Source organism: Alteromonas sp. RKMC-009 (genome assembly GCF_003584565.2).
Lineage (GTDB): Bacteria > Pseudomonadota > Gammaproteobacteria > Enterobacterales > Alteromonadaceae > Alteromonas.
Genome location: NZ_CP031010.1, coordinates 2,454,501 through 2,472,909 on the forward strand (window position 1 = coordinate 2,454,501; position 18,409 = coordinate 2,472,909).

Genomic DNA, 18,409 nt, shown 5'->3' on the forward strand with positions numbered 1-18,409 from the left:
AATAACATGCGGGCAGAAATAAATCCGGTAGACTACGACGCATAACAATAACAGAGAAAATAACGGATTATGCTGCATCGTATTTGGTTATCATTCATTGTTCTCGCCTTTCTGGCCACCGTCTGGCAGGCCTTCTTTGGCGCCTCACCGGGTGGCTTTCAGGATGTGATGCAATCTGTCACCAGCATGGCACAACTCAGCGTGGATATCGCTATTGGTCTGATAGGGGTACTGGCATTCTGGCTGGGTATATTCGAAGTTGCCGAAAAATCAGGCATGATAGAAAAGTTTTCAAGGGTACTGGCACCATTTCTGTGCCGGATCATGCCCGATATTCCCCGCAATCATCCTGCACTTGGCAGCATTACCATGAATATGTCGGCGAACGTACTCGGGCTGGATAACGCTGCTACGCCTTTCGGCATAAAAGCGATGCAGGATATGCAAACTCTGGCAACAGATAAAGAAACCCTCACCAACAGTCAGATCCTGTTTCTGGTACTGAACACGTCTTCAGTGACATTGTTTCCCATTGCGGTTTTTCTCTACCGGGCAGAGCAGGGCGCGGCACAGCCTACTGACGTATTTATTCCTATCTTACTGGCAACCAGCGCTTCTACCATGGCGGGGCTCATCATTACCTGTCTGGTGCAGAGGGTGAACCTGTTTAACCGTGTGGTGGTTTTGTATCTGGCCGGTATTTTTGGTCTGCTGGGTGCAGTGATTGTGTATTTTTCCCATCTGGCAGCAAAAGAGCTGGCAGAGCAGTCTGCCATTGTGGCGAACTTTTTGTTGTTCTCGTTTATTGTTGCGGTACTCGTCACCGGCTGGCGGCGAAAACTCGACACCTATGAATTATTTATAGACGGCGCTAAGAAAGGCTTTAATGTGGCGGTTTCGCTGATCCCGTTTTTATTAGCCATGCTGGTTGCTATTGGGATGCTGAGAGCCAGTGGCATTATGGATATGGTGGTTAACGGCATCGGCTACCTGGTGACCGCTGCAGGCGGCGATCCCCGGTTTGTGGACGGCTTACCTACCGCTATTATGAAACCTCTCAGTGGCAGCGGCGCCAGAGCACTTATGATAGAAACGATGCAACATCACGGCGCAGACTCTTTCGCCGGCAGACTGGCCTCGGTCCTTCAGGGATCGACAGAAACCACGTTCTACGTTATTGCCGTTTATCTCGGGGCCGTGGGGATCAAGCACTCCCGTTATGCCGTAGCATGTTGTCTGGCGGCAGACTTTGCAGGAATTTTTGCTGCAATTTTAGTCAGTTACTGGTTTTTTGGTTAAGTCTTTGTTCACCTGCCGTTCAGTTGACGTAAGCATAATCAGGTCTGACATTTAAATAAGGTGACAGAAATGAATTTAAAACAAATCAGTGCCGCAGTAATCTTCGCAGCGATGCCCGTTCTGGCCAGTGCCCAGGCCATGGAACCGGTTATTCAGGTGAGTGGCAAAGGCTCTTTCTCCGTTGTACCCGATGCCTATACGCTGACATTTGTGATGGAAGAAAAAGGCGAAACTGTGTCAAAACTGAATACACAGATGCAGTCAGACATGAAGTCTGTGCTTAAATTTCTGCTCGACAACGGTATTGAAGAAAAGCACGTGCAGTCCATGCAGGTGAATTTAAACCCGTATTACGAATCTACTCCTCAGGGCCGTGAACAACGGGGATTTGTACTCAGCAGAGAAATTCAGGTAACGGATACGGATATAAATAACTATGACCGTATCATTGACGGCGCTTTATCCCGCGGTATAGATCGTATACAAGGGTTTCAGTTTATTGCCAGTGAGCAGAATAATGCTTACGAAAAGGCCTTGATAAATGCAGTTAAAGACGCCAAATTACGCGCCGGACTGTTAGCAGAAGAACTGGGCGTAAAAACAGGTAAGGTAATTGCAGTGTCAGAGAGCGGCAACAGTTACCCCATGCCGGTGATGAGAATGGAAATGTCCGCGAAGGCTGACAGCTTTTCATCAGCCATGCCCGGTGAACAAGTCGTGGAAGCACGGGTGAACGTCAGCTTCGCGATAGATGAATGAGATTGAGGGTAAGTTGAAAAACGAGTTTTACAAAGATTTACTGACGCAGGCGAAGGGTTTAATGAGCGGTGAGAGCGATCTCATCGCCAACATGGCGAACCTGAGCGCGTTAATGTTTAACCGCATGGAAAAGGTAAACTGGGCCGGATTCTATTTATATAAAGAGGATCAACTTGTGCTCGGGCCTTTTCAGGGCCAGCCCGCCTGCATTCGCATTCCGGTGGGCCGCGGTGTATGCGGCACTGCGGCACAAAGCCTGCAAACTCAACTGGTAGAAGATGTCCACGCGTTTGAAGGCCACATTGCCTGTGACGCCGCATCCAATTCTGAGATCGTTATTCCGCTGGTACTGAACGGCAAATTACTGGGCGTACTGGACATCGACAGTCCCGAATACAGCCGGTTTGACGAAGAAGATAAGGCCGGTCTGGAAGCGCTGGCAGAGGCTTTACTGGATTCTCAGCGATGAAAGAATATGTTGATATCCATGTTGTGCTGGCAACACCGGCCGACATGGAAGACAATTTTGACGAACCCGAAGAGGCAGCAGAGCGGATAAATTTCATTCTGCATTGCATTTACGACAGAGCCGATGAAGATGCAGATACGCACTGGCTTGAGCGTTTATTGCACTATACCTGGGAAACATGGCATCAAACACGCAATTTATTGGACATAGACGACGATGAATTGCTTGATTGGGTTGACCACACGCTGGCAACTTGGGATGATGCTGACAATGAAGATTATTATTAACCACACGTAAAGTATAGATGGAATCACCAGAGAAGTTTTCAAACAGTAAAGAAGTCATCGCCTTTTTGGCAGAAACCTTTCCAAACTGTTTTTCCACCGAGGGCGAAGCACAGCCTCTGAAAATTGGCATTTTTCAGGATCTGGCTCAGCGTTTAGAAAATGAAGAACGGGTTAGCAAAACCTTACTGCGTTCAACATTAAGACATTACACCAACAGCTGGCGTTACCTGCACAGCATCAAAGAAGGCGCTCACCGCGTTGACTTAGATGGTAATCAGGATGCTCAAATTGAAAAAGAGCATGCTGACCACGCAAAGCAGCAGTTGGATGAAAGCAAAGCGAAAGCGGCTGAAAAGCGCAAAGCGAAGCAAAAGACCACTGGCGAAAAGCGTCCCCCCCAACGCAAACCACGCAGCGAAAATGGTGAAAAACCTCAGCAGCGCGGGAAAAAGGGAACTAAATTTAATTCTGAAAGACCAAATAAAACACCACCGGCCAAACTTACCGATGCCGATTGCCAGCCAGGCACATCCGTCACAGTGAAGTTGGGTAAAGCCCCGATGCATGCGGTTATTACTGAAGTCGCTAAAGACGGTATTCACGTGCAACTTGATTCGGGCATGGTGGTAAAAGTCAACGCAGACGCTTTACGTTTGGCGAATTCCAAGAGGTCGTAATATGAAAGAAATCCTTCGCATTTCCATTGCCAGTGCATTTTTAACCGTTGGCATTGGCGCCGGTGCAACTACTACCACTGAACAGGTAGAAGATTTACCCGTTCTGCAGCAGGAAACACAACACAGTGTGGCTGCAAAAAGGGTAAGTGCTTTGTTCACCAGAGCGCACTACAAGGAAATTGCGTTGGATGACGCGTTGTCGGAAAAAATCTACGACCGTTTTCTCCGCTCTCTCGATAACAACAAACAGGTTTTGTTGAAGTCAGATGTGGATGGTTTCGAAAAGTACCGTGATTCTTTTGATGAAGCGTTAAGTCGCGGCAACTTGTCTATCGCTTATGATATGTATAATCAAAGTGCAAAACGTCGTGTTGAGCGCTTTGAGTTTGCGTTAAGCCTGTTAGACAAGCCTTTCAATTTTGAAAAAGCTGACGACAAATTCTACTACGATCGTGAAGACGCAGCATGGCCAACCACAGAAGCAGAGCTGGATGAATTGTGGCGTCAGCGGGTTAAATACGATGCGCTTAATCTGATTATGGCGGATAAAACCTGGGAAGAAGCAAAAGACTTACTGACCAAGCGTTATACCCGTGCCATTAAGCGACTGAAGCAAGCTGAGAGTGAAGACGTTTTCCAGACGGTTATGAACTCTTTTGCCCGCAGCGTTGAAGCGCATACCAGTTACCTGTCTCCCCGAAATGCCGACCGTTTCCAGATGGAAATGAACCTGTCATTTGAAGGCATTGGTGCTGTACTGCAAGCTGAAGATGACTTCACCGTAATCAAAAGTATTGTACCGGGCGGTCCTGCTGATAAATCCAATGCGCTGAAACCGGAAGATAAAATTATTGGTGTGGCGCAGGACGATGAAGAGTTCGTGGATGTTGTAGGCTGGCGTCTGGATGAGGTTGTTGATCTCATTAAAGGACCCAAAGGCAGTACCGTACGCTTACAGGTACAAAAAGGCACGTCAGATACCAAAGCCATGTCTGTGGTCAGTCTGACCCGTGACAAAATCAAGCTGGAAGACCGCGCCGCGAAATCTGAGGTTTATGAGCCGGAAACCGGCCCGTATGCCGGTGAGAAATTAGGCGTTATCACAATTCCCAGTTTCTATAACAACCTGCATGCTGACGTGAAAAAAGAACTGGATTCACTGAAAGCTCAGGACGTCAAAGGCATCATTGTGGATTTACGTGGTAACGGCGGTGGTTCGCTGACAGAAGCGACGTTGCTCACCGGACTGTTCATTGAAAAAGGTCCGGTAGTACAAATTCGCTATGGCGAAGGCAAGGTGAGTGTTAACCGTGATACTGACGGTGTAGTGACTTACGATGGTCCGTTAACAGTACTGGTTGACCGTTACAGTGCGTCTGCATCTGAAATCTTTGCGGCTGCGATGCAGGATTACAGCCGTGCTTTGATTGTGGGTGAGCAAACCTTTGGTAAAGGTACCGTTCAACAGCACCGCGGACTTGGCCGGATTTACGACCTGTATGACAACCCGCTGGGCAGTGTGCAGTTTACCATTGCGAAATTCTACCGTATCGACGGTGGCAGCACCCAGCACAAAGGTGTCGTACCGGACATTAAGTATCCGTCGCCCATTGATCCGGCAGACTGGGGTGAAAGCCAGGAAGAAAATGCATTACCCTGGGACAGCATTGATCGTGCAAACTACACCACTTTTGGTGACAGTCAGAGTGCACTGGATGTGCTGGCAGCCAAGCACAATGCCCGGGTATTGAAAGATCCTGAGTTTATGTATCTCGCCGAAGATATTGACGAGTACAAAAAGAATAAAGACAAAAAATATGTGTCACTGGTGAAATCAGAACGGGAATCAAAGAAAGAAGAATCCCGCGAGAATGATCTGAAACGGGCCAATGAGCGCCTGGCACGTATGGGCAAGGAGCCGGTTGAATCGCTTGACGATTTACCGGATGAGCTTGAAGAGCTGGATCCTTTCCTGGATGAAGCGGCTAACATCACTTTCGACATGTTAGACACCGGTAAATACGCAATACATCAACAATAAAATAAATACTACAGGGGCTGGTGCCGGGCCAGCCCCTTTTTTGTACCTATAATAAAAATCACACGACAACAAACGATTAAAACAATAATAAAGGGAATACATCCATGGCAATGCGAGGTGAATTTTCATCACGGATCGGATTCATACTGGCTGCTGCCGGTTCCGCCGTCGGTCTCGGAAATATCTGGGGCTTTCCCACGCAGGTCGCCACAAACGGCGGCGCAGCATTTGTACTTGTTTATCTTCTTTTAGCGTTCGTACTGGCTTACCCGGTATTGATGGCTGAACTCATTATTGGCCGTTCTAACCGTGCGAACATGGTGGACGCGCTGACGAATATCTCAGGTAATGTTTCCGGTACGCTTACCGGCCTCTGGGGCTGTGTCACTGTATCCATGATTCTGGCGTTCTACGGCATAGTCGGTGGCTGGATGCTGGCTTATTTCGCTGATGGCATTGTGCAAACCGCTGGTCTTGAAGAGACTTCAGCCTGGCTGATGGGGTTCTCAGACAGCCGCAATATGATTTTTTGCGGCCTGTTTATGTTACTGACCGCTTCTATTGTACTGGGCGGGGTAAAGTCAGGTATCGAAAAATGGTCAGTGCGTTTAATGCCGACATTGGTTGTGATCATCCTGGCATTGATTGTCTATGTAAGCTTTCAACCCGGGGCCGGTGAAGGCTGGGCAGCCTATCTCTTACCTGATTTCTCACGCATTCTCGATCCGGACTTATTAATCAGCGCCATGGGGCAGGCCTTTTTCTCTATGTCTTTAGGGGTCGGTACAATGCTGGTTTACGGTTCTTATCTGTCTAAGCAGGAAAATCTGCCCTCAATAGGTGCATGGGTTGCACTGGTTGATATCGGTGTAGCAATTATTGCCGGTATGCTCATCATTCCCGCTATGTATGTGGCGCTGAATAATGGCGTAGAAATTTTTACTGAAACCGGTGCGTTAATGGACGGGGACCAATTGATATTCAATGTATTGCCGGCCCTGTTTGAGTCTATCGGCCCTGTCGGTGTACTGGTGTCCGTGGCGTTCTTTGCTCTGATGGTTATTGCTTCTGTGACGTCTTCAATTTCTATGCTGGAAGTACCTGTTGCTTATCTGGTTGAGAACCGCAAACAGCCCCGAAGCCGTGCTGTATGGATCATGGCTGCACTGATTTTTGCTGCCAGTTGTATCATCATTCTTAATTTTGAAAGTCTGTTTGGCCTGGTCATTGCTGCGACTACCCAGTACAGTCAGCCTCTACTCGGATTTGCATTGTGTCTGTTTGCCGGATGGGTCTGGCGCAGAGATGCAATTCTGGCGGAACTGAAAGAAGGTTTTGCTGATGCAGAACACAGTCTGTTCTGGAAAATCTGGCCCTGGTATGTGAAATTTGTTTGTCCGGTAGTCATCCTGCTGATGTTCGTCCGTTCTGTCTTATAAGAGTAATAACTACAATGAATAAAACGATTAAAGACCCGTCACTGACGGATGCGCTTATTCCTATTGTTGCACTGGTCATTATGATGGGCAGTGCGGTTTATCTGTTCTCCGACAATTCATCTTTTGGTCCTAACCAGATTGCTCTGTTACTGGGTACCGGCCTTGCTGCTATCATCGGCATGAAAAATGGCCATAGCTGGAAGGAAATCGAAGCAGGCATCGTTAAAGGGATCTCCATGTCACTGGGCGCCTGCCTGATTTTGCTGGCAGTAGGCTCGCTGATCGGCACCTGGATGCTGGCCGGTACCGTTCCCACACTCATTTATTACGGGCTTGAGTTACTTAACCCGTCTTTCTTCTATGCAGCAAGCTGTCTGATTTGTGCTGTAGTGGCAATGAGTATCGGCAGTTCGTGGACCACAGCGGCCACCGTCGGTGTTGCCCTGATGGGGGTGGCATCCGGAATGGATATGTCGGCAGCAATTACAGCAGGCGCTGTTGTTTCCGGCGCGTATTTTGGCGATAAAATTTCACCTCTTTCAGAAACAACGAATCTGGCACCGGCAGTGGCGGGCACGGATTTATTTGAACATATCCGCTACATGCTCTGGACAACGATCCCCAGCTTTATTATTGCTTTAATCCTGTTTGTTATTCTTGGCTTCAGTGAGTCCGATGCAGCTTCTCTTGAGCGCATCGAGCAAATGCAGACATTACTGGGTGAATCATTCTCTCTGGGCTGGTATCTGCTCATTCCGCTGGTCGTGTTACTGACGCTGGCGGTGAAGAAAATGCCGGCATTTCCGGCGGTATCCATCGGTGCGCTGCTTGGTGGTATCTGGGCCGTGGTGTTTCAGGGCGATGTGGTCGCCGGCATGGCGGACGCGCAGGATTCTCCGGCCATCGGTACGCTGAAAGTGGTGTGGACTGCATTGTTCGACGGCGTCAGTTTTTCCACGCCGGATGAAAACTTAAATGCACTGCTAAGCCGCGGTGGTATGTCATCAATGCTGAATACTATCTGGCTGATTATCTGCGCGATGTCATTTGGTGCCGTACTTGAGCGGGTTGGCCTGCTTAAGCGGGCAGTGAGTGCAATTCTTCATGGTGCGAAGTCTGCCGGTGACATGATCAGCCGGACGATTCTTACCTGCCTGGGTACAAATCTGGTAACGGCTGATCAGTATATGTCGATTGTTATGCCCGGCCGTATGTACAAACAGGAATTTGAAAAGCGCGGACTGAACCAGCTTAACCTGTCCCGCAGCCTTGAAGACGGCGGCACACTGACCTCACCGTTAATTCCCTGGAACACCTGTGGTGCTTATATGCAGGGCGTATTAATGGTGCATCCGTTTGAATACATCTTCTATACTTTCTTTAACGTAATTAATCCTGTCCTCGCGATTATTTATGCGTATCTGGGCATCAAAATTCTTCGCCTGGACCCTCCCTTCGAGCGCAAAGAGGACGACGGGGAGCGCGCATAACTTTCTTTTTTAAGGAGTACTTATGAGCGTCAATGCAAAACGCCGGCTGGACTACCAGCCGCCGCTTTTTACCATTTCACGGGTAATCATGGATGTAAAACTGCATCCGGTCGCCACACGTATTACAACGAAATCCACAGTAGAAAGAGCAGGGAATCACAATGAACCTCTGTTCCTTGATGGCGAAAAACTCACTTTACATTCTGTAAGCGTCAACGGGCAGCCTTATACCGCCTATGATTTACAGGATGCCGGATTACTACTGAAAGACGTACCTGACAGTTTTGAACTGGTCATCGAGACAGAAACAGACCCGCAAAACAATCAGGCACTGGAAGGCCTGTATCTTTCTGATGGCGTATTTTGTACACAGTGCGAGGCAGAAGGCTTCCGCCGCATTACTTATTTCACTGACCGCCCCGATGTACTGGCGAAATATACCGTCACTGTCAGCGGCGATAAAAAGCAATATCCCACGTTACTGGCAAATGGTAATCCTGTGGATTCAGGGGAAGAAGCCGACGGGACTCACTGGGTTACCTGGGAAGATCCTCATCCTAAACCCAGCTATCTGTTTGCGTTAGTTGCCGGTGATTTTGATTTGCTGGAAGACACTTACCGGACCACCAGCGGCCGCGACGTTAAGCTTGAGCTGTATGTGGATAAAGGTAAGCGTGAACGGGGTCATTTTGCTCTGGAATCTCTGAAACGGGCTATGAAGTGGGACGAAGACACGTTTGGTCTGGAATACGATCTCGATATCTACATGATTGTCGCCGTGGATTTCTTCAATATGGGCGCCATGGAAAACAAAGGCCTGAATATCTTCAACAGCAAATTTGTACTGGCGGATCAGGACAGTGCCACTGATGACGACTTTTTCAACGTAGAATCCGTCATCGCCCACGAGTATTTCCACAACTGGACCGGCAACCGCGTTACCTGCCGCGACTGGTTCCAGCTGAGCCTGAAAGAAGGTCTCACTGTTTTCCGTGATCAGCAATTCAGCGCCGACATGACTTCAGCGCTAAGCAACCGGATAAAGCATGTACGTGTGATGCGGGAACATCAGTTTGCTGAAGATGCCAGTGCGATGAGCCATCCTATCCGTCCTGATGAAGTGATTGAAATGAATAACTTCTACACAGTGACGGTATACGATAAAGGTGCTGAAGTGATCCGCATGTTCCATACGCTTCTCGGCCCTGAGGGCTTCCGCAGAGGCATGGATGAGTATTTCCGGCGTCACGATGGTCAGGCAGTTACCTGCGACGATTTTGTTGCGGCTATGCAGACCGCAACAGAAAAAGATCTCAGTCATTTCGCCCGCTGGTACAGTCAGTCCGGTACACCGGTACTGGCCGTTGAAAGGGTTTATGACAAACAGAAACGTACTTTGCACATTACGCTGTCACAGCACACACCGCCGACGGCAGATCAGGCAGAAAAACAGCCCCTGTATATTCCTGTGGCGTTTGAATGTATTGACGACAATGGTCATCACTACAGCGATGATGAAAGCCTGGTACAGAATGGCCTGGTGATCGTGGACAAGCCATCAGTGTCTCTGACTTTTTCGGATGTTCCTGAGTCCTGTTTACCCGTTGTGCTGGGGAATTTCTCAGCGCCTGTGCGGGTAGATAACCCTTTATCTGCCAGAGAATTACTGCAAATTTTCCGTTTTGCTGATGATCCGTTTAATCGCTGGGATGCCATGCAGTCGCTTTACGACTGGTGTATCGGTGAAATAGAGCAGGGCGCAGCCATCCCCGATACGGTTTGGGATTATCTGCGTGAAGTGTTACATGACGAAAAAGCTAATCATGAGCTGCTTGGCGAGTGTTTATCGGTGCCCAGCTTTGAAACCTTGTGTCAGAGCCGCAGCCAGATAAACGTTAAGGCACTGTGTGCAGCCAGAGAAGCATTCTGCCAGCAGTTTGCTGACGCGTTACATGACGGACTGATTGCTGTGTGGCAGGCTATCGAAACCACGGACTACATCTACGATCAGCGTAATGTGAATGCCCGCCGTTGCAAGAATGTAGTACTCGGCCATCTTGCCCGCACATCTCATGGCACTTCGCTTATACGGGCACAATACGACAGTGCCGACAATATGACTGATGCTCTGGCATCGTTAAAGGCTGCGCAAATCTGTGACAGGGAACTCTTCAGTGACTTAATGACCCGGTTCGGTCAGCGCTGGGAGAAAGAACCTCTGGTGTTGGACAAATGGTTCGCTTTGCACGCTACCACTGAGCGGGAAGATATTCTGGCACACATCACCATGCTGAAGTCGCACCCTCAGTTCAGTATCGGTAATCCGAACCGGGTGCGTGCGCTTATCGGTAGTTTTGCTTTTTACAATTCCACCGGTTTTCACGCTGAAGACGGCAGCGGTTATGAATACGTAACCAGTTATCTGATTGAACTTGATAAACAGAACCCTCAGGTGGCTTCACGCATCGTTACACCACTTACACAGTGGCAAAATTATGCGCCGGTGCACCAGCAACTCATGAAAGCCCAGTTGCAACGGTTGCTGAACCATGAAGGTTTAAGTAAAGACGTGTTTGAAAAAGTCAGTAAGAGTCTGGCCTACGAAAAACGTGACTGATACTACCTATTTTTTTACTCTCTCCTTATCTTACAGCCGGTGTCAGGCGCTTTATGAAAGCGCCGGCGCCTCTGCTGTACTCACTTCAGAATCCGGCAAAAGGGTACAAATACCTGTAAGCCGGCTTCGTCCCTTCGTTGACAGCCGCGGTCTTACCGGCCGGTTTCGGCTCCTCGTCAGCCCCGAAAATAAAATAAAATCCTTCGAGCGATTAAGATAATTTCAGCTAAAAACTGGCGATTTTGCCACTTTTGTTCAATAACTAGTTGAAAGGAAAAATGTTATTACTAGTGTTAACTGGTACGATTAGTTCTTGCGAAACAGGGAAAATGATGTAATCATTTTGTTAACTACCTTGGTTGGTCACACGTCTGCGCGTCGCTACCTGTTATCGTATGCGCTGGATCAGGAGAATAAAAACTATGACAATTAGGCATAGCACATTTAAAAAGACACCAGTTGCCGCTGGTATCATTGCCTTACTTGGTGCCGCCTCTCCGGCTTTAGCCGCAAACTGGCAATTTGGAGATGTTTCAGTATCACTGGATTCCACGTTTACGCTGGCGACCAGTATCCGTGCTGAAGACAGAGACTATAAATTAATCGGTAACAGCAACCATCCCCAGTTTGACTGGTCCGGTTATAACGCTGCAACGAATGTGATTTATCAGCCTGCTGATGTCTGGGCGCAGGCGAACGGTGATTATTCATCAAATAATGACCAGGGAGATTTGTCCTGGGATCCGGGTAAAGCCTTTTCTACCCAGATCTCCGGTAACCACGATTTAGACATTAACATGGGTGACTGGGGTTTCTTTACCCGTGCTTTCTGGTTCTATGACTTTGTTCAGAACGATAACGACAACGTCGCCGCGAACCCCATCACCGGCAGAACACCCGATTTATGTGCAGCCCCGGAAGCTGATGATTTACTGTGTAAAGATTTCCGTATTTTGGATGCGTATTTCTACGGTGATTTCTGGATTGATGATAAACCATTCTCTATCCGTGTAGGTGATCAGGTGATCAGCTGGGGTGAGAGTACGTTTATCCAGCACGGTATCAATACCACTAACCCTGTGGATGTAAACCGTGCCCGTGCTCCGGGTGCTGAATTAAAAGAAGTGTTTATTCCTGTGGGTATGGTGTATGCCTCTCTGGGTTTGACTGACACGGTCAGTTTGTCGGCCTATTACCAGTATCGCTGGGAGCGTAGCTGGTTACCGGTTGCCGGCAGCTATTTCGCAACAAACGATTTTGCCGGTGAGGGTGGTCAGGCAAACAATATTCAGCTCGGCTTTACCGGTAACCCTGATATAGACCTGGATTTCCTGTTGAGCTCATTAAACGGCCTGGGTTCTGCTTTACGTGCAGGTGCTGATGCTTCAACAATCGGGCAGGCATATCTGGCTTATCCCACAAAAGTGGCGGTTCGCGGTTATTCAGACGCTGCTCATGAAGATGCAGATGATCAGGGCCAATACGGTATTCGTCTGACTTGGTTCTCAGAACTGCTGAACGACAGTGAACTCAGTTTCTACCACATTAATTATCACAGTCAGCGTCCGCTGATTTCCGGTATTACGTCTGATTTCTCGCAGGAAGGTATTGCGTCAGATCTGGCTATGCTGGCGACCACAGAAATCACTAAAGATAACATTACTCAGCTGGAAGCGTTCACTGAAGCGAAGTTCTATTATCCCGAAGACATTCAATTGTACGGCTTCAGCTTCAACACCAACATTGAGAGCTGGGCTCTGGCCGGTGAATTTGCTTACCGTGTTGATGAACCGTTACAAATCGACGATGTTGAATTGCTCTACATGGGTATGCCGGAACAGCTTGCTAACACAGGCTACCGTCCTGATTTATCCGGTATTTCTCAGTTAAACAATATCGGCCGGGCAGTGGGACCGGGTGAAACAGCAGAAGGTTTCGTATTTTCAGATACCTGGCAGGCTCAGTTTACCTTGTCTCAGGTATTTGGTCCGGCACTGGGTACAGATAACCTGATTGTTCTGGGTGAAGTTGGCTATGTAAATATCGTCGATTTTCCGGACCCTTCAGTATTGCGTCTGAACGCTCCGGGTACTGGCAGAACGCCGTCTCTTGAACCTACGGAAGACGGCAATCCACGTGTTGGTTTACACACAGGTTTGTCAAACGGACCTGAAACAAATCCGTTTGCTACAGATGATGCCTGGGGCTACCGTTTACTGGCCGTTGCTGATTTCAACAACGTGTTCTCAGGCGTAAATATGCAAACCCGTGCAACGTTCTCACATGATGTGAAAGGGACAACACCCGATCCGTTGTATGTTTTCCTCGAAGATTCAAAATCAGCCAGTCTGGCATTTACCTTTAATTATCTGAGCAGCTGGTCAGCCACTGCATCTTACAGTGCATTCTGGGGTGGCGTGGGTACAACAAACCAGCTGTCAGATCGTGATTTTGTATCTTTCAACATCAAGTATTCGATTTAAGGGGTATCGTATGTTAAGAAAAGCAGGTCTTATTGCTGCTGCGTTATCGGTAGCGCTGTCATCTACAGCCATGGCGGCAGTGTCTCAGGCAGAAGCCGATAAATTGGGTAACAGCCTGACACCACTGGGTGGTGAGGCTGCTGCCAATGCTGATGGCAGCATTCCGGCTTATACCGGCGGGATAACATCCGCACCGGCCGGTTACTCTGCTGGTGACCATCATCCGGACCCTTATCCGGGTGATCAGGTCTTGTTTGAGATCACAGGTCAAAATTATAAAGAGTATGCGGACTTTCTGTCTGACGGTCAGAAAAAGCTGTTCGAAACCTATCCGGATACATATCGTATGCCGGTTTATGAAAGCCGCCGCTCAGCGTCTAACCCTCAGTTTGTTTATGATGCGACCAAAGCAAACGCAACCCGTGCATCACTGATTGAATCCGGAAACGGTATCAAAGGTGCGGCAACGGGCATTCCGTTCCCTGTACCGCAAAATGGTCTGGAAGCAATCTGGAATCACATTCTGCGTTATCGCGGTCAGGCTGTTCAGCGTTTTGGCGGTCAGGCTGCTGTAACGTCATCCGGTGATTACAATCTCATTGGTTTTGACGAGAAACTGCTGATCAAGTATTCCAATGAGAATGCGAAGCCGGAAGAACTTGAAGAAGATAACATTCTTTTCTTCTTCAAACAGAAAATCACTGAGCCAGCCCGCCTTGCCGGCGATATTCTTCTGGTTAAGGAAACCGTTGACCAGGTGAAAGAGCCCCGTGAAGCGTGGAAGTATAATACGGGTCGTAAACGTCTGAACCGTGTTCCGCAAATTGCTTATGACACACCGGGAACCGAGGCCGATGGTCTGCGTACTACAGACGACTTCGATATGTACAATGGTTCTCCTGACCGTTACAACTGGGAGCTGAAAGGCAAAAAAGAAATGTATGTTGCCTACAACAACTACAAGTTGCACAGCGACCAGGTGAAGTATGAAGACATTCTGCAACCTAATCACATCAATCCGGATCTGACCCGCTGGGAAAAGCACCGTGTATGGGTGGTTGAGGCAACCTTAAAAGAGGGCTTGCGTCACATTTACCAGAAACGTGTTTTCTTCCTTGATGAAGACAGCTGGCAGATTCAGGAAGCAGACATGTACGACAAGAATGGTGAGTTGTACCGCGTCGCTATGACGTACGGTGTGAACTACTATGATGTGCCGACCCAATGGTCTACACTGGATGTGTATCATGATTTGAATTCCCGTCGTTACCTGGCAATTGGTCTGGATAACGAAGAAAAAATGTATGATTTCACTATCCAGCCACGTGAAGCCGAATTCACATCTCAGGCTCTCAGACGGGAAGGCCGTTAATTCTACAGAATCAAACGGTTGGCAGTGCCAACCGTTTTTGTATTGTTCTGCGCTATTAGGATAATAAGACTTATGAAAAGCACTCTGGCGGCGATTATCGCGTTGTCGGCACTGTTTTCTGTCCATGCTCAGGAAGCTTATCAGGCTCCGCTGGTAACGAAATCAGTACTGCTCGATATCGATACCGCAGACTACGTTGTTGTGGCCGGGGAAAGAGGCCATGTTCTGACGTCATCAGACGGCGAGAACTTTGTTCAGCAGGCCGTACCTGTCAATGCCACCCTGACAGCGGTGGATATTGTTGGCGACGATGTATGGGTGGCCGGGCATGATGCAACCATATTGCATTCATCCGACCGTGGCACTACGTGGACAGTGCAAATGTCTGCCCCTGAACTGGAAAAGCCCTTTCTCGATATACTCTTTTTTGATCATCAGCATGGCGTCGCTGCGGGGGCTTACGGTTTATTCTTCCGCACCCGTGATGGCGGTAAAACCTGGAACCGGGAGCTGCACGCTACTTTACTCAATCCCTACGATCAGGAATATCTTGATGAAGTAAAGCGTGATACACCGGAATACTACGAAGAGGAACTCCGCGCCATTTTGCCTCACCTGAATAAACTGGAGCAGGTGGGAGAAACCCTTTACCTGGTCGGTGAAGCAGGTCTGGTCGCCATGAGTGACAATATGGGAGAAACATGGACCCGTATGGATACCACCTATGAAGGGTCTTTTCTGGACGTTGCTGAGACAGCAGATGACACCATCGTCATCGCCGGCCTGCGGGGACACACCTTTGTCCGTCGCGGGACAGGTGAGTGGGAAAACGTACCGACCTGTCTGTCAGGCTCGCTGAATAAGATTTTACCGGCCGGTGATCGTGTACGCCTGTTCGGCAATAACGGGATGATGATTTCAGTACCGGCATCGCTGGAAACAAGCGAGTTCGATCCCTGGGGTCCTGCAGACAGTTGTGAGCCGGTTGACGGTCTCAGCCGCGAACAACTTAAGGACAAAGCCAGTATCGTCAGCGTTGCACGATTTAACGGTCATCTTATCGCTGTCACGGCGAATGGTATCAAACAACTGGATATGGATTAAAACACTGACATGGCAAGTTTTACCTCGCTTTTAGAAAGACTAATTTTCGGATACCGGAAAGTTGTAGTCGGGCTCTTTCTGCTGGCCACAGTGTACCTTGGCTATCAGGCGTCGATGATGCATCTGGACGCCGGTTTCGAAAAAAATGTGCCGCTTAATCATGAATACATGAAAACCTACATGGCTCACCGTAGTGATTTTGGCGGAGCCAACAGCGTACTGGTTTCTGTGTGTGATACCAGCGGGAATATTTATAACCAGCAGTTTATGGACACATTGCAACAAGTCCATGATGCGTTGTTTTTTATCAACGGTGTGGACCGTTCGCTGGTTGTCAGCCTGTTTGCCCCGTCTACCCGTTTTACCGAAATCGTAGAAGGGGGCTTTTCCGGCGGACCGGTTATCCCTGCGGATTTCGACTCATCACGGCCGGCAGCACTGGAGCAGGTCGCTACCAATGTGGAAAAGGCTAAAATTGTTGGCCGCCAGGTATCCAACGATTACAGTTGTGCCATGGTGACTGCGCAGTTACTTGATCTCGACCCGAAAACCGGCGCTCCGCTGGATATGCTCAAAGTCGCAGATGACCTGGAACAACAGGTCAGAGGCCAGTTTGAATCGGATAAGGTCAGCATCCATATCATCGGCTTCTCGAAAATGATTGGTGATGTGGCAAATGGCGCAAAAGACGTGGTGCTTTTCTTCGCCATAGCCCTGGCTATCACTGCTGTAATGGTTTACTTCTTCTCCCGCAGTATCATGATGACGTTGTTGCCCTTAATTTGCTCTGTAGTCGCTGTTGTCTGGCAGTTGGGCTTACTGACGGTGCTGGGATTCGGTCTTGACCCTATGTCAATTCTGGTGCCTTTCCTGGTATTTGCCATTGGTGTCAGTCACGGCGTGCAGATGATTAACGCTGTTGAGAAAAAGGTGGTTGCGGGCATGGGCGCGCAACATGCAGCCATGAGTGCGTTCCGTGCTTTACTCGTGCCCGGCGGCATTGCTCTGCTTTCCGATACAGTCGGTTTCATGACTTTACTGGTTATTGATATCGGTATTATCCGGGAACTGGCCATTACTGCCAGCATGGGTGTCGCCGTTATAATCCTGACCAACCTCATTTTGCTGCCGGTACTGATGAGCTTCCTGAAGCTGGATGACAAATATGTTCAGCAGTTCAATAAAAAAGAACAACGGAACACTGCTTTCTGGAATGCGATTGCAGCTTGCACTCACAAAAAACCGGCCATTATCATCATGGCTGTCACGACTGCCTTATTTATTTTCGGCTTGATACAATCCCAGCAAATGAAGATAGGTGATTTACATGCCGGTGCGCCGTCTTTACAGGAGAGTTCCCGCTATAACCAGGACACTTTCCTGATCACCGACAAATACTCGGTGACCGTGGACTATCTGTCGGTGGTAGTAGAAACCACGGCGGAAGCCTGCACATCGTACGGTGTCATGCGTGCAATGGACGACTTTCAGTGGAAGATGACTAACGTTGAGGGTGTGCAATCGGCTGTCTCGCTGGCGTCAGTGGCAAAAGGCGTCAATGCCGGTTACAACGAGGGCAATATCAAATGGCAGGTGCTGCCACGGAATCAGCAGACTCTGGCGCAGGATATTTCGCTGGTACCCACTTCGTCCGGTTTATTAAACGGAGACTGTTCGGTAATGCCGGTCATTTTGTTTATGGAAGATCACAAAGCTGAGACCATTTCCCATGTGGTTGATGCTGTGAAAGCATTCCGTAAAGAATATGAAACCGACGACATGAAGTTCAAACTGGCCTCCGGACCTGTGGGCGTAATGGCGGCGACCAATGAAGCCGTGGAAGCGGCCCAGGGCCCGATGATGGTATACGTGTTTGGTGCGGTCATTGTACTTTGTCTTATCAGCTTCCGTTCTGTCAGAGCGACTTTGTCAGTCGTACTGCCACTTTATGTGGTGTCGGTGCTGGCACAGGCGCTGATGACTTTTCTGCAAATCGGGCTGACCGTGTCTACACTACCAGTAATCGCACTGGGTGTTGGCATTGGCGTAGATTATGGTATCTACATACTTTCTACCATGAGTCATAAACTCAAATCCGGTGAGACAGTGCAACAGGCTTACCTGGATGCATTGAAAGAGCGGGGAAGTGCAGTACTCTTCACCGGGATCACACTGGCAGTTGGTGTGAGCACCTGGGTGTTTTCCTCACTGAAATTCCAGATGGATATGGGTATTTTGCTGACATTTATGTTCCTTGTGAACATGCTGGGCGCGATTATTGTGCTGCCGGCACTGTCCAGATTCCTCTGGTTAAGTAAAAACGACCCTGATGCATAAAATATTTTTGCATAAGTAACTACAAAAAAGGGCCG

14 protein-coding genes are annotated in these 18,409 nt (G+C 48.7%); all 14 read left to right on the forward strand.

Annotated features, from left to right (window positions below):
* The first annotated feature begins 69 nt into the window (after nucleotides 1–69).
* The 14 genes from DS731_RS10855 (at nucleotide 70) to DS731_RS10920 (ending at nucleotide 18,374) form a co-directional block, all read left to right on the forward strand.
* Complete coding sequence (locus tag DS731_RS10855) at nucleotides 70–1,299, forward strand: nucleoside recognition domain-containing protein (protein WP_119501347.1); 1,230 nt, start codon at nucleotides 70–72, stop codon at nucleotides 1,297–1,299.
* Nucleotides 1,300–1,368: 69 nt separating this feature from the next.
* A complete protein-coding gene (locus tag DS731_RS10860) occupies nucleotides 1,369–2,058 on the forward strand; it encodes an SIMPL domain-containing protein (protein WP_119501348.1) in 690 nt (229 codons plus the stop codon).
* On the forward strand, nucleotides 2,051–2,527 hold the full coding sequence (locus DS731_RS10865) for a GAF domain-containing protein (RefSeq protein WP_119501349.1): 477 nt from the start codon (nucleotides 2,051–2,053) through the stop codon (nucleotides 2,525–2,527). The genes DS731_RS10860 and DS731_RS10865 overlap by 8 nt, the downstream gene beginning before the upstream one ends.
* On the forward strand, nucleotides 2,524–2,814 hold the full coding sequence (locus DS731_RS10870) for a hypothetical protein (RefSeq protein WP_119501350.1): 291 nt from the start codon (nucleotides 2,524–2,526) through the stop codon (nucleotides 2,812–2,814). The genes DS731_RS10865 and DS731_RS10870 overlap by 4 nt, the downstream gene beginning before the upstream one ends.
* A 17-nt stretch (nucleotides 2,815–2,831) precedes the next feature.
* Nucleotides 2,832–3,491: an RNA chaperone ProQ gene (proQ, locus tag DS731_RS10875; RefSeq protein WP_119501351.1), complete on the forward strand. Its 660-nt coding sequence runs from the start codon at nucleotides 2,832–2,834 to the stop codon at nucleotides 3,489–3,491.
* A 1-nt stretch (nucleotide 3,492) separates the two neighbouring features.
* A complete protein-coding gene (prc, locus tag DS731_RS10880) occupies nucleotides 3,493–5,532 on the forward strand; it encodes a carboxy terminal-processing peptidase (protein ID WP_119501352.1) in 2,040 nt (679 codons plus the stop codon).
* Between the two features lie 104 nt (nucleotides 5,533–5,636).
* Nucleotides 5,637–6,971, forward strand: a complete 1,335-nt coding sequence (locus DS731_RS10885) for a sodium-dependent transporter (protein ID WP_119501353.1) — start codon at nucleotides 5,637–5,639, stop codon at nucleotides 6,969–6,971.
* A 14-nt stretch (nucleotides 6,972–6,985) separates the two neighbouring features.
* Nucleotides 6,986–8,461 (forward strand): Na+/H+ antiporter NhaC, encoded by a 1,476-nt coding sequence (nhaC, locus tag DS731_RS10890; RefSeq protein ID WP_119501354.1) that lies wholly within the window; start codon nucleotides 6,986–6,988, stop codon nucleotides 8,459–8,461.
* A gap of 22 nt (nucleotides 8,462–8,483) precedes the next feature.
* Complete coding sequence (gene pepN, locus DS731_RS10895; RefSeq protein ID WP_119501355.1) at nucleotides 8,484–11,078, forward strand: aminopeptidase N; 2,595 nt, start codon at nucleotides 8,484–8,486, stop codon at nucleotides 11,076–11,078.
* On the forward strand, nucleotides 11,071–11,298 hold the full coding sequence (locus DS731_RS10900) for a DUF2835 family protein (protein ID WP_119501356.1): 228 nt from the start codon (nucleotides 11,071–11,073) through the stop codon (nucleotides 11,296–11,298). The genes pepN and DS731_RS10900 overlap by 8 nt, the downstream gene beginning before the upstream one ends.
* A 202-nt stretch (nucleotides 11,299–11,500) precedes the next feature.
* Nucleotides 11,501–13,561, forward strand: a complete 2,061-nt coding sequence (locus DS731_RS10905) for a DUF1302 domain-containing protein (protein WP_119501357.1) — start codon at nucleotides 11,501–11,503, stop codon at nucleotides 13,559–13,561.
* A gap of 10 nt (nucleotides 13,562–13,571) precedes the next feature.
* A complete protein-coding gene (locus DS731_RS10910; protein ID WP_119501358.1) occupies nucleotides 13,572–14,933 on the forward strand; it encodes a DUF1329 domain-containing protein in 1,362 nt (453 codons plus the stop codon).
* Between the two features lie 72 nt (nucleotides 14,934–15,005).
* On the forward strand, nucleotides 15,006–16,037 hold the full coding sequence (locus tag DS731_RS10915; RefSeq protein ID WP_119501359.1) for a WD40/YVTN/BNR-like repeat-containing protein: 1,032 nt from the start codon (nucleotides 15,006–15,008) through the stop codon (nucleotides 16,035–16,037).
* Between the two features lie 9 nt (nucleotides 16,038–16,046).
* A complete protein-coding gene (locus DS731_RS10920; RefSeq protein WP_119501360.1) occupies nucleotides 16,047–18,374 on the forward strand; it encodes an efflux RND transporter permease subunit in 2,328 nt (775 codons plus the stop codon).
* Nucleotides 18,375–18,409: the final 35 nt, after the last annotated feature.